This window comes from Bradyrhizobium sp. B025, assembly GCF_042257955.1.
GTDB lineage: Bacteria > Pseudomonadota > Alphaproteobacteria > Rhizobiales > Xanthobacteraceae > Bradyrhizobium > Bradyrhizobium diazoefficiens.
In genome coordinates, this window is record NZ_CP170150.1 from 254,296 (window position 1) to 266,706 (window position 12,411).

The 12,411-nt window shown below is 64.8% G+C and carries 9 protein-coding genes; 4 read left to right on the forward strand and 5 right to left on the reverse strand.

Annotation, left to right across the window (positions count from 1 at the left end):
* The first annotated feature begins 169 nt into the window (after positions 1-169).
* A complete protein-coding gene (locus ACE10W_RS01170; RefSeq protein WP_011083731.1) occupies positions 170-1,009 on the forward strand; it encodes a M48 family metallopeptidase in 840 nt (279 codons plus the stop codon).
* A gap of 294 nt (positions 1,010-1,303) precedes the next feature.
* Here the strand turns inward: ACE10W_RS01170 and ACE10W_RS01175 are convergent, their stop codons facing one another.
* A complete protein-coding gene (locus ACE10W_RS01175; RefSeq protein WP_011083732.1) occupies positions 1,304-3,517 on the reverse strand; it encodes a transglycosylase domain-containing protein in 2,214 nt (737 codons plus the stop codon).
* 180 nt (positions 3,518-3,697) lie between these two features.
* Between ACE10W_RS01175 and ACE10W_RS01180 the strand changes: the two genes are divergently transcribed.
* Positions 3,698-4,123 (forward strand): DUF1330 domain-containing protein, encoded by a 426-nt coding sequence (locus ACE10W_RS01180; protein ID WP_060909488.1) that lies wholly within the window; start codon positions 3,698-3,700, stop codon positions 4,121-4,123.
* Positions 4,124-4,285: 162 nt separating this feature from the next.
* Here ACE10W_RS01180 and ACE10W_RS01185 read toward each other — a convergent pair whose 3' ends face one another.
* The 3 genes from ACE10W_RS01185 to ACE10W_RS01195 form a co-directional block, all read right to left on the reverse strand.
* The gene (locus ACE10W_RS01185) at positions 4,286-5,512 is read right to left on the reverse strand and encodes an ABC transporter substrate-binding protein (RefSeq protein WP_028172601.1); all 1,227 of its coding nucleotides are present in this window, start codon (positions 5,510-5,512) and stop codon (positions 4,286-4,288) included.
* A gap of 177 nt (positions 5,513-5,689) precedes the next feature.
* The gene (locus ACE10W_RS01190) at positions 5,690-6,916 is read right to left on the reverse strand and encodes an ABC transporter substrate-binding protein (protein ID WP_028172602.1); all 1,227 of its coding nucleotides are present in this window, start codon (positions 6,914-6,916) and stop codon (positions 5,690-5,692) included.
* A gap of 177 nt (positions 6,917-7,093) precedes the next feature.
* Entirely contained in the window at positions 7,094-7,450 is a 357-nt protein-coding gene (locus tag ACE10W_RS01195) for a DUF1304 domain-containing protein (RefSeq protein WP_186363054.1), read from the reverse strand.
* A gap of 98 nt (positions 7,451-7,548) precedes the next feature.
* On the opposite strand from ACE10W_RS01195, the gene ACE10W_RS01200 reads away from it, so the two are divergent.
* Positions 7,549-8,079: a methylated-DNA--[protein]-cysteine S-methyltransferase gene (locus ACE10W_RS01200; RefSeq protein WP_028172604.1), complete on the forward strand. Its 531-nt coding sequence runs from the start codon at positions 7,549-7,551 to the stop codon at positions 8,077-8,079.
* A gap of 146 nt (positions 8,080-8,225) precedes the next feature.
* On the opposite strand, the gene ACE10W_RS01205 is transcribed toward ACE10W_RS01200, so the two are convergent.
* A complete protein-coding gene (locus ACE10W_RS01205; RefSeq protein WP_028172605.1) occupies positions 8,226-11,015 on the reverse strand; it encodes a [protein-PII] uridylyltransferase in 2,790 nt (929 codons plus the stop codon).
* A gap of 188 nt (positions 11,016-11,203) precedes the next feature.
* Between ACE10W_RS01205 and ACE10W_RS01210 the strand changes: the two genes are divergently transcribed.
* Positions 11,204-12,175, forward strand: a complete 972-nt coding sequence (locus ACE10W_RS01210) for an aliphatic sulfonate ABC transporter substrate-binding protein (RefSeq protein WP_271557198.1) — start codon at positions 11,204-11,206, stop codon at positions 12,173-12,175.
* Positions 12,176-12,411: the final 236 nt, after the last annotated feature.

Sequence of the window (12,411 nt, forward strand, 5' to 3'; positions counted from 1 at the left end):
CCGGCAGGGCTTGGTTCCCTCCAGATTCGCGGTATTTAGGTAGCTTTATAGGAGTGAGTCAGCCCTCACCCCTTGGGGGTGTCGCATGCGTCCGGAGGGGGCGAAAAAAGCGGGTTCCAACCCCAGTCTGTAGGGTCTCCCGGACGCCAGACCCCTGTATATTGGGCAAATGATTTGTTTTTGCGCCGAGCGCTTTCCCTGGCGGCGGTTATGGCAGAATCCGGGCGAACTCCTGCTCCCCGGACTGACAGACATGGCCACTCGCGCACTCCTCTATCGGCGGCCCCACGAGCCAAAGACCCTCGTCATCACCCATGGATCGCAGTTTTTTGCGATTCGGCTGCGCCGGCACAGGCGTGCGCGCCGCTACACGCTCAGAATTCATCCGAGCGATCGCGAAGCCATCCTCACCATGCCGCCGCGCGGCACGCTCGCCGAAGCAAAAGACTTCGCGCAGCGTCACGGTGCATGGATTGCGGCACGTCTCGGGCGTTTGCCGAAGGCCGCGCCGTTCCAGCCTGGCACAGTGATACCGCTTCGCGGTGTTCCCCATCGCATCGTTCATCGCGCCGGTGCGCGCGGCACGGTGTGGACGGAAGTGCGCGACAGCGGTGAACGCATTCTCTGCGTCGCCGGCGGCGTCGAGCATGCTGACCGCCGCGTCCATGACTTCCTCAAGCGCGAGGCGCGCCACGATCTTCAGCGTTCGGCCGAAGCCTATGCCGCCGAGCTCGGTGTCAGGGTCAAGCGGCTGTCGATCCGCGACCAGTCCAGCCGCTGGGGCTCCTGCACCTCGGCCGGCTCGCTGTCGTTCTCCTGGCGCCTGATCCTCGCGCCGCCCTTCGTGCTCGACTATCTCGCCGCCCACGAGGTCGCCCATCTCGTCGAGATGAACCACTCGGCGCGGTTCTGGCGCGTGTGCGGCAAGGTCTGCCCCTCGATGGAGCGCGCCAAGAAGTGGCTCGACACGTGCGGGAACGACCTGCACCGGTACGGGGTCGAGGATTAGCGTCCGCTGCTAACCAAATTGGAGCTGTCATCGCCCGCGAAAGCGGGCGATCTAGTATTCCGAGGCGGTTGTTATTGAATCGAGAGGCCGCAGCGTACTGGATTGCCCGCTTTCGCGGGCAATGACGGCGGAGAGTGGGGCGACGTCAGCGCCTTGCGCCACGGCTTTTGATTTGCCCGACGTATCAATGACCTCGCACAATCCACCGCGCATCGCGCCAGCGATCACCGGCTAATGTGCATGGGGTTGTTTTCGCAGTTTTTGTTTTGAGGCCCCAAAGGCCTCAAGCCGAACCTATCGATTCCCGCCAAACAGCCGGTCCATCAACCAGCCATCCAGCCCCGCCGCCGCTTCCGGCCGCGCATTGGCGCGCGTCGGTGGCGGGCGATAGCCGCCATTGCTCGCCGGCGCCGGCCCGGGCGCGGCCGCCGTCGGCGGCGACACCTGCGAAGCCGCCTGCGCGAGGTTCGACAGGCCCCAGCTCGCTTGCGAGTTCGGCAAGTTCGCGACCGGCACGCCCTCGTGCGCGGTGCGCATGAAGCGCGACCAGACTTCGACCGGCAGGCCGCCGCCGGTCGCCTTCTTGGTCGGCGCGTTGTCGTCATTGCCAAGCCAGACGCCGGTGACGAGGTTGGCGGTGTAGCCGATGAACCAGGCGTCACGGTAATCCTGGCTGGTGCCGGTCTTGCCGGCCGCGGGCCAGCCGGGGATCTCCGCCTTCTTGGCGGTGCCTGATATCAGCGTTTCCCGCATCATTGAATTCATCATGCCGACATAGCGCGGGTCGATCACCTGGTTGCGCTCGTCGGGCTGGCGCATGTAGAGCAGCTTGCCACTGAGCGTCCTGATCCGCGTGACGACATGCGGCGTCACCGCGAAGCCGCCATTGGCGAAGGGCGCATAGGCGCCGACCAGCTCGACGACCGAGACTTCGGAGGTGCCGAGCGCGATCGAGGCATTGGGCTCGAGCTTCGAGGAGATGCCGAGCCGGTGCGCGGTGCGCACCACGTTCTTCGGCCCGACCTCGAGGCCGAGGCGGATCGCGACCGTGTTGAGCGACATCGCCAGCGCCTGGGTCAGCGTCACCGCGCCGAAATATTCATGGGTGTAGTTCTCAGGTCTCCAGCCCTTGACCTCGATCGGCGCGTCCTGGCGCACGGTGTCGGGCGTCAGGCCCTGCTCGAGCGCGGTGAGGTACACGAACGGCTTGAACGAGGAGCCCGGCTGGCGCTTGGCGGTCACCGCGCGGTTGTACTGGCTCTCGGAGTAGTTCCGCCCGCCCACCATGGCGCGCACGGCGCCGTCGGGCGTCATTGCCACCAACGCGCCCTGGCTGACATTGAACTTCACGCTCTTGGCCGCGAGCTCGTCGATGATGGCGGCTTCCGCCACGCCCTGCAGCTTCGGATCGATCGTGGTCTCGACCTTGATGCTCTCGTCGATCTGGCCGACGAGGTCGTCCAGCACCTCGCCGATCCAGTCGGCGACGTAATTGACCGTGCCGGCGCCGACCGGCTTCACGTTGTAGGAGGGATGGCCGATCGAGGCCTGCGCCTGCGCTTCGGTGATGAACCTTGCATCCGCCATCGCCGTGAGCACGATTTGCGCGCGCGCTTCCGCGCCTTCCGGGTTGCGGTTCGGCGCAAGCCGCGAGGGCGATTTGACGAGGCCGGCCAGCATCGCGGCTTCCGCGATGGTCACGTTCTTCGCCGACTTGCCGAAATAGCGCTGCGCGGCGGCCTCGACGCCATAGGCGCCGGAGCCGAAATAGACGCGGTTGAGATAGAGCTCCAGGATCTCGTCCTTGGAATGCTTGCGCTCCAGCCAGATCGCGAGCTCCGCCTCCTGCAGCTTGCGCTGCATGGTGCGCTCCTGGGTCAGGAACAGGTTCTTCGCGAGCTGCTGCGTCAGCGTCGATCCGCCCTGCGACACGCCGCGATGAAGCACGTTGGTGACGAGGGCGCGCAGGATGCCGACGGGATCGATGCCGAAATGCGAATAGAAGCGGCGGTCCTCGATGGCAATGAAGGCCTTGGGCAGGTATGGCGGCAGATCCTTCAGCGCGACATTGGCGCCGGCCATCTCGCCGCGTTGCGCCAGCATGCTGCCGTCCATGCCGACGATCTGGATCGTCGGCGGACGCTTGGGAATCTCCAGCGACTGGATCGGCGGCAGATGGGCGCCGACATAGATCACGACGCCGACCACGGCGATGGCGCCCCACAGGCCCACCACCGCGCCCCAATAGACCAGTCGGCCAAGGCTGGCGCCGATACGCGACTTCGACCGGCGCTTGGCGCCGCTGCGGCCGGCCGGTGGCTTCCGTTCGCGCGGCGGCTCGTCGCCGGAGTCCTCAGCTTTGCGCTTGGCGGATGATTTCGCTGACTTCTTCGGTTTGTCCTCGCCGCCCGGGACGCGGTCGGCCGCGGTCAGGCGCAGGTCGGCGAGCGCCGCGGGCAAGCCGAACAGCGGCTCCTTCCGCCCACCCTTTTTCTTTCCCCACGCCATACGCAAAACGCCCGGTCAGCCCGCCCCGCCGCACGCTAGCGGTCGCTGTTTAAGGCCCGGTTACCCAGGCGTTAACGCGCGATTAGGAGGTGCGGCATTCGTCCGCCGCAGTTCCGCTGATCGGACGGCGAAGCTAGGATCGCCGCCACAAAACAAGAGGGAACACAAGAGGGAGTACCTATGGGCCACATCGATCCGACCAAGGAGATTTTCGCGCAGTTCCGGGACAACGATCGCCCGGGCCCGATCCACATGCTCAACTTGGTGCGGCTGCGCAAAGACGCCGCCTACCCGGACGGCCGCAAGGCGAGCGGCGCGGAGGCCTATGCGGCCTATGGCCGCGAGAGCGGCCCGGTGTTCGAACGCCTCGGCGGGCGCATCGTCTGGCAGGGCAGGTTCGAGCTGATGCTGATCGGCCCGCAGGAGGAACGCTGGGACCATTGCTTCATCGCCGAATACCCAAGCGTCGCCGCCTTCGTCGAGATGATCCGCGATCCCGTCTATCGCGAGGCGGTGAAGCACCGCCAGGCCGCCGTGGAGGATTCGCGGCTGATCCGGCACGCGGTGCTGCCGGTGGGCAAGAACTTTGGCGAGGTGCCGACTTGAGAGCCGCGGAGCGACACTCTCTCTGCCGTCACGGCCGGGCTTGACCCAGCCATCCACGCCTTCTTGTTCAGTCATTCCGGGGCGGCTCGAAGAGCCGAACCCGGAATCTCGAGATTCCGGGTTCGATGCTGTCGCATCGCCCCGGAATGACAGCGGAGGAAACTAACCCGCCGGCCCTGCATCCTCCAGGATCGGGCCGAACAGTTCCCAGCGCTCGCCGTTGAACTTCATCATCTGAAGCTGCTTGTTGACGCGGTAGTCGGTCGGCGAGGTGTTGGCCTTGATGCCGGGCAGTGCGATGTCGCCGGTCACGTCCTTCAGCGACGCCGCCTGCTTCATGACGTTCTCGCGCGTCAGGTTGTCGCCGCACTGCTGGAGCACATGGGCCAGAAGCTGCGCGGTGCCGTAGCCGTAGGTGTTGAAGTTCGAGTCCTTGTCGCCGTCCGGGTAGTATTTCGCCATGAAGTCGAGATACCGCTTCATGCCGGCATCGTCCTTCCAGGTCGGATCGAGCGGGTCCTTGCCGTAGTTGACGCTGATGACGCCCTTGGCGGCATCGAGCCCCGCGGGCTTCATCACCGCGCCGACCGAGGTCGCGTTGATGTCGACGATCTGCACCGGATGCCAGCCGAGCTCGGCGATCTTCTTGATCGCCTGCGCCGCCTGCTTCGGCGTGGTCGCGCTGAAGAACAAATCGGCGCCGGCATCCTTGATCTTGAGGATCTGCGAATCGACGGTCGGGTCGGACACCTCGTAGGACGCCTCCGTCACGATCATCTTGGCGGCCTTGTCGCCGAGGCCGGCCTTGATGCCGTTCAGATAGTCCTTGCCGAGGTCGTCGTTCTGATAGAGCACGCCGATCTTGGCGTTCGGATGCTCCTTCAGGATGTATTGGCCATAGATGCGGCCTTCGACGAAATAGTTCGGATTGTAGCCCATGGTCCACGGGAAGTTCTTGGGGTCCGTGAACTTCGAGGCGCCGGTGGCCGCGAACAGCTGCGGCACTTTCTTGGAGTTGAGATATTTCTGCACGGCCGCGTTCGACGGCGTGCCGATGATCTGGAAGGTGAGCAGCACCTCGTCGCTCTCGACGAGCTTGCGGACCTGCTCCACCGCTTTCGGCGGCGAATAGGCATCGTCGTATTGAATCAGATTGATCTTGCGGCCGTTGATGCCGCCCTGGTCGTTGATCATCTTGAAGTAAGCGGCCTGGGTCTTGCCGATCGACGCATAGGCCGACGCTGGCCCCGAGAACGGCACGGTCTGGCCGACCTTGATCTCGGTGTCGCTGGCGCCCGGATCATATTTTTTCTGGGCATTGGCCGCAGAGACCGACAGCGCCAGGGTCAGCGCCGTTGCCGTGGCCAGATGCAGCATTCCATTCCTCATTCGCAATTTCCTCAGCTTGTTATTGCCGATGATCTGCCGGACGCACTGTTGCGCGCCCGGCGCCATCGCTGCCGGGGAGTGTGGAGGAGGCGTTGCTGCAACGCAAGGCGGGGATGTGCCCGCAGTTCGTAGGGTGGGCTGCGGTTCGCCAACCCACCCTGTGACGTCTCCGAGTCGCTAGCCCGACGGACCGTTGTCCTCGATGATCGGTCCGAACAGCTCCCAGCGCTCGCCGTTGAACTTCATCATCTGCATCTGCTTGTTGACGCGGTAGTCGTTCGGCCCGGTGTTGATCTTGATGCCGGGCAGCGCGAAGCTCGGGGTGAAGTCCTTGATGTTGGCGACCTGCTTCATGACGTTCTCACGCGTGAGGTCGTCGCCGCATTGCTTCAAGACCTGCACCAGCAGCTCGGCCACCGAATAGGCATAGGTGTTGACGGTGTTGAGCTTGTCGCCTTCCGGGAAGTACTTGTCCATGAAGGCGAAGAAGGCCTTCACGCCCGGATCGTCCTTCCACTGCGGATCGCTGGGTTCCTTGCCATACTGGGTCGAGATGATGCCCTTGGAGATCTCGAGGCCGGCCGGCTTCAGCGTCGCCGAGATCGGGCTCGCATTGATGTCGAGGATGTGCACCGGCGTCCAGCCGAGGTCGGCGAGCTTCTTGATGGCCTGCGCGGCGAATTTCGGCGTCGAGGCATCATAGAACAGGTCGACGCCCATCGACTTCAGCTTGACCACCTGCGAATCCACGGTCGGATCGGTGACCTCGTAGGACACCTCGCCGACGATCATGCCGGCGGCCTTGTCGCCGAGGCCGCTCTTGAGCCCCGCGAGGTAGTCGCGTCCCATGTCGTCGTTCTGGTAGAGCACGCCGATCTTGGCGTTGGGGTGATTGGCCAGAATGTACTTGGCGTAGATGCGCCCCTCGGACACGTAGTTCGGATTGTAGGCGATGGTCCAGGGATAGTTCTGCGGATCGTTGAAACGCGCCGCGCCGGTCGAGGCCAGCAGCTGCGGCACCTTCTTGCCGTTGAGATATTTCTGCACGGCGGCGTTGGCCGCGGTGCCGATGAGCTGGAAGGTGAAGAGCACCTCGTCGCCTTCGACCAGCTTGCGGACCTGCTCGACGGTCTTCGGCGGCGAATAGGCGTCGTCATACTGGATCAGGTTGATCTTGCGGCCGTTGATGCCGCCCTGATCGTTGATCATCTTGAAGTAGGCGGCCTGGGTCTTGCCGATATTGGCATAGACCGAGTAGGCGCCGGAGAACGGCACGGTCTGGCCGATCTTGATCTCGGTGTCGCTCGCACCGGTGTCATATTTCTTCTGTGCGAGGGCTTGGCTGGCGGAGACCGCGAAGGCGAGCGCCGCCGTGGCAGCCATGAAGACTCTGCGATTGCTCATGTTGGGTTGTTCCTCCTGACGGAATTTTCGGCCGATGGTCTTTTTCCGTTGGTTGCAACGGTCGCCATCGCTGCCGAAGAGTGTGGAGGAACGTTCGCCGCCGCGCAAGGATCGCGGCACTGCGCCGTAGCGTCTCAGGCCAAGGATCTTAGGCCCAAGGATCTTAGGCCAGCGGTCCTAGGCCAGGAACAATGCCGCCAGCGCGATCGCCGCCGGCAGCGCCTGCACGAGCAGGATGCGCGTGCTGACGGTTGCCGCGCCATAGGCGCCGGCCACGATCACGCAAAGCAGGAAGAACGCCTTGATCTGGAATGCAAAGGCCGGGTTGCCGTGAAGCAGGCCCCAGATCAGGCCGGCGGCAAGGAAGCCGTTATAGAGGCCCTGATTGGCAGCCATCACCTTCGTGATCGCGGCCTTTTCCGGCGTATTGCGAAAGACCTTCAAGCCCTGCGGCTTGTCCCAGAGAAACATCTCCAGGATCAGGAAGTAGGCGTGCAGTGCGGCGACCAGCGCCACCAGGATATTCGCGATCAGACTCAAGTTGAGCTCCCCCAAAGCGTCAGCTTTCGGGTGGACGGTAGCACGCCCGGCATGGCAAGTGCGATCCCATGATTTGAAGTGATGGAGTCGCAATGGCCGCTCGATCAACCAGCCTGCCGGAACGCTTCGGCCTCGATCGTCTGGCGACGCCGATCGGAACCGCCCTGCTCGTCACCGATGCCGAGGGCGCCTTGCGTGCGCTCGACTGGGACGACTACGAGCACCGCATGCGCGAGCTGCTGCGCCTGCACTACGGCGCGGTGGATCTGAGCCAGCGCTCCGCGCCGGCAGCGATCAAGGCCGCGCTGTCGGATTACTTCGCAGGTAACCTCGGAAGGCTATCAGCGATCGCATGGCGCATCGCCGGCACACCGTTCCAGCAAAAGGTCTGGACCGCGCTTGCGCAAATCCCCGCCGGCACCACGATGAGCTACGGCGCGCTCGCCGCAAGGATCGACATGCCCAGGGCCATTCGCGCCGTCGGCCATGCCAACGGCTCCAACCCGATCAGCGTGGTGCTGCCCTGTCACCGCCTGATCGGCGCCGACGGCTCGCTGGTGAAATACGGCGGCGGGCTCGAGCGTAAGCGCTGGCTGCTGCGGCACGAGGGAGTGGAGGTCTAGGTTCTCACTCCCGTGGTCATTCCGGGGCGCGCGTAGCGCGAACCCGGAATCCATTTATCCGCGTCACCAGTGGCTCGATGGATTCCGGGCTCGCCGCTGCGCGGCGCCCCGGAATGACGAGGGGAGAGAGGTGCGCGCGACCGCCGTCACGCCGCGGGCTGAACCGCCTTGTCGCCGGCCATCACGTGGGTCAGCGCGCTCTTGATCGCGGACTGGCGGGTCGGCGCGTTGATCTGCGCGCCGAGCAGGTCGGTGACGTAGAACACGTCGCGCGCGCGCTCGCCAAAGGTCGCGACGTGGGCGGAGGCGATGTTCAGATTGAGCTTCGAGATCGCGGTGGTGAGCTCGTAGAGCAGGCCGGGCCGGTCGAGGCCGGATACCTCGATCACGGTGTAGCGGTCGGACCACTGGTTGTTGATGGTCACTTCAGGCTCGATCACGAAGGGCCGTGCCTTGCTGCGCACCGTGCGCCGCGCCACCACCTCGGGCAGGCGCAGCTTGCCTTCCAGCACGTCCTCGATCATCTCGCCGATACGGGTGGCGCGCCTTCCCTCGTCCTCGTCGCGGTCGTATTCCCGGGAGATCGAGATCGTGTCGAGCGCGCGGCCGTCGGTCGTGGTGTAGATCTGGGCGTCGACGATGTTGGCGCCGGCGGAGGCACAGGCGCCCGCGATGATCGACAGCAGCCAGGGATGGTCGGCCGCGAAGATGGTCAGCTCGGTGACGCCGCGCACCTCGTCGAAGCCGACATTGATCGCGAGCTTGTGGCCGGCCTGCTCGCTGGAGCGGACGAAGCGGGCGTGGCGGATCTTGCGCGGCAGCTCGACCTTGAGCCAGTAGGCCGGGTAGTGCCGGGCGATATAGGCGTCGAGCTCGTCCGCCGGCCATTCGGCGAAGGCGTTGCGGAATTCGGCGTATGCGGCCGTGAGGCGCTTGCCGCGGTCGACTTCCGAGAAGCCGCCGGTCAGCACCGGTTCTGTCTCGTAGTACAGTGAACGCAGCAGCTGCGCCTTCCAGCCGTTCCACACGCCGGGACCGACGCCGCGGATGTCGGCGGTAGTGAGGATCGTCAGCAGCTTCATCTGCTCGACCGACTGCACCACGGCAGCGAAATTCTCGATCGTCTTGCGGTCCGACAGGTCGCGCGACTGCGCGACCGTGGACATGGTCAGATGCTCCTCGATCAGCCAGGCCACGAGCTCGGTGTCGGCCGGGCTGAAGCCGAGCCGCGGGCAGAGCCGCCGCGCCACCTTGGCGCCGGCGATGGAGTGATCCTCCGGCCGGCCCTTGGCGACGTCGTGCAGGAGCGTCGCAATGTAGATCACCGAGCGATGCTCGGGCCGGATCTTGCGCATCAGGTCGCTGGCTACGGCGAATTCCTCGATGCCGCCGCGCTCGATGTCCTGGAGGAAGCCGACGCAGCGGATCAGATGCTCGTCGACGGTGTAGTGATGATACATGTTGAACTGCATCATCGAGACGATCTTGCCGAAGGCCCGGATGAAGTGGCCGAGCACGCCGGTCTCGTTCATCCGACGCAGCACGATCTCCGCGTTGTCGGAGGTAAGGATCTCCATGAACAGCCGGTTGGCTTCGGGGTTCTCGCGAAGCTGGGCGTTGATCAGGCCGAGCGAGCGCGTCACGTCGCGCATCGCGTCCGGATGAAAGGCGAGGTTGTTCTTCTGCGCCAGGCGGAAGATGCGGATCAGGTTGACCGGGTCGTGCTTGAAGACGTCGGGCGCGGCGACGTTGATGCGGTTGTTGTCGACGATGAAGTCGTCGCTGTCAGGCACGCGCCGCTTCGCGGGGGTCGGGCGCAGCCGCGCCATCATCCGGCTCAGGACCGGCGCGGGCTTGGCCTGCTGGTCCTCGAGCTTGGCGCAGAGGATGGCGGTGAGGTTGCCGACTTCCTTGGCGACCAGGAAGTAGTGCTTCATGAACCGCTCGACGTCCTGCATGCCGGGATGCGAGGTGTAGCCGAGCCGGACCGCGATCTCGCGCTGGAGATCGAAGGACAGGCGCTCTTCGGCGCGGCCGGAGTAGAAGTGCAGGTTGCAGCGCACCGACCACAGGAAATCGGCGCAGCGGCGGAACGTGCGGTATTCCTGCGCGTCGAACACGCCGCGCTCGACCAGCTCGTCGGTGTCGCGGACGCGGTAGACGTATTTGGCGATCCAGAACAGCGTGTGCAGGTCGCGCAAGGCGCCCTTGCCGTCCTTGACGTTGGGTTCGACCAGGTAGCGCGACTGGCCGCCGCGCCGGTGCCGCTCCTCGCGCTCGGCGAGTTTTGCGGTGACGAATTCGGACGCGGTGCCCTGCACCACTTCCTTGTCGAAGCGTTCGACCAGCTCGTCATAGAGCGGCTGGTCGCCGGTCAGGAAGCGCGTCTCCAGGATTGCGGTGCGGATCGTCATGTCGCCGCGCGCCTGCCGGATCGACTCGTCGACCGAGCGCGTGGCGTGTCCGACCTTCAGCCCCATGTCCCAGAGGCAATAGAGGATCGCCTCGGCGACCTGCTCGCCCCAGGCGGTCTGCTTGTAGGGCAGGATGAAGAGCAGATCGATGTCCGATTCCGGCGCCATCAGGCCGCGGCCATAGCCGCCGGTCGCGACCACCGCCATGCGCTCGGCGCCGCTCGGGATCGGCGAGCGGTAGAGATGGCGGGTTGCCGCCGAATAGAGGATGCGGATGATCTCGTCCTGCACATGGCACAGCCGCTCGGCGCAGCGACGGCCATGGCGGTCCTTCAGCAGGATCGCCTGTGCGGCGGCGCGCGCCGCGATCAGCTCGGCCTTGAGCAATTGCGCCATGGCCGTGCGGAACGCGTCCTCGCGTCCCTGGTGCTTTTCGGCAAGCGCATCGACCGCTGCGGTGATCCGCGCGGTGTCGAAGCGATCGTCCACCTCTTGCTTGTGCTCTGTCGTGACGCTGTCCATGTCACACCGGATATAAGAGGTGACAGGCGCTGTCACCCGCCATTCGCTGGCAATAGTCGTTCCATGCTTGAAAAGCCCGGCATCGGGCAAAGTTGTTCTCGGGCGACCCGCTTTCAAGGGTGGGATTTTCTCGTTGACCTCTAGATGTAACTCATTGAAAAACAATGAAGTTTTTGAGGAGGGCGGGCATGACCAAGGTGACACGACGCATTCTGCTGGTGGGCGCGATGGCGCTCGCCATGACCCCCGCGGCGCGGGCGGCCGATCCGCTCAAGGAAATCCGCATCGACTGGGCGACCTACAATCCGGTGTCGCTGGTGCTGAAGCAGAAGGGGCTGCTGGAGAAGGAGTTCGCCAAGGACGGCATCACCATCACCTGGGTGCAATCGGCCGGCTCCAACAAGGCACTCGAATTCCTCAATGCCGGCTCGATCGATTTCGGCTCGACCGCGGGCTCGGCGGCGCTGGTGGCGAAGATCAACGGCAACCCGATCAAGTCGATCTATGTCTATTCGCGTCCCGAATGGACCGCGCTGGTGACGGGCAAGGAGTCCAGGATCGCAAGCGTTGCGGATCTCAAGGGCAAGCGCGTCGCGGTGACGCGCGGCACCGATCCGCACATCTTCCTGGTGCGCGCGCTGCTTGGCGCCGGCCTCACCGAGAAGGACATCACGCCGGTGCTGCTCCAGCACGCCGACGGCAAGACCGCGCTGATCCGCGGCGATGTCGATGCCTGGGCCGGGCTCGATCCGATGATGGCGCAGGCCGAAGTGGAGGAGGGCGCCAAGCTGTTCTATCGCAAGGCGGACGCTAACACCTGGGGCATCCTCAATGTGCGCGAGCAGTTCCTGAAGGACTATCCGGACGTGGCCCGCCGCGTGCTCGCCACTTACGAAGAGGCGCGCAAATATTCGCTGGCGAACTATGACGAACTGAAGAAGACCTTCATCGCCGTGACGAAGCTTCTCGAGGCCGTCGTCGACAAGCAGCTCAAGGAGCGCACCGAGCTGACCCACAGCCGCATCGGCTCGCCCCAGCGCGAGTCGATCCTCGCCGCCGGCCTGGCGTTGCAGCAGGCGGGCGTCGTCGACGCCAAGGTTGACGTGAAGGCGACGCTGGATGCGCTGATCGACGACCAGATTCCGCTGCCGACGAATTAGTCGGCAGGAAGAGGCAGCCGCGCGTGCATCAAACTCCGCCGTCGTCCCGGCCTAGTTGCGCAATTGCGCACGGGGGGCCGGGACCCATCACCACAGGGAGTGGTTGTTGCGCGAAGGCGGTCACTCCGAATCCCCGTAACCACTCCTCCCCGTGGTTATGGATCCCGGATCGGCGCGCGCTTGAGGCGCGCTTGTCCGGGACGACGGTCGTGGGTGTGGCGACACTGTTGCATTCC

What these genes read in the sequence shown, in the direction of transcription:
- ACE10W_RS01170 (WP_011083731.1), top strand. Translation starts at nt 170, where the DNA reads ATGATTTGTTTTTGCGCCGAGCGCTTTCCCTGGCGGCGGTTATGGCAG.
- ACE10W_RS01200 (WP_028172604.1), top strand. Translation starts at nt 7,549, where the DNA reads ATGGCCGCTCGATCAACCAGCCTGCCGGAACGCTTCGGCCTCGATCGT.
- ACE10W_RS01205 (WP_028172605.1), bottom strand. Translation starts at nt 11,015, where the DNA reads ATGGACAGCGTCACGACAGAGCACAAGCAAGAGGTGGACGATCGCTTC.
- ACE10W_RS01185 (WP_028172601.1), bottom strand. Translation starts at nt 5,512, where the DNA reads ATGAGGAATGGAATGCTGCATCTGGCCACGGCAACGGCGCTGACCCTG.
- ACE10W_RS01190 (WP_028172602.1), bottom strand. Translation starts at nt 6,916, where the DNA reads ATGAGCAATCGCAGAGTCTTCATGGCTGCCACGGCGGCGCTCGCCTTC.
- ACE10W_RS01210 (WP_271557198.1), top strand. Translation starts at nt 11,204, where the DNA reads ATGACCAAGGTGACACGACGCATTCTGCTGGTGGGCGCGATGGCGCTC.
- ACE10W_RS01180 (WP_060909488.1), top strand. Translation starts at nt 3,698, where the DNA reads ATGGGCCACATCGATCCGACCAAGGAGATTTTCGCGCAGTTCCGGGAC.
- ACE10W_RS01175 (WP_011083732.1), bottom strand. Translation starts at nt 3,517, where the DNA reads ATGGCGTGGGGAAAGAAAAAGGGTGGGCGGAAGGAGCCGCTGTTCGGC.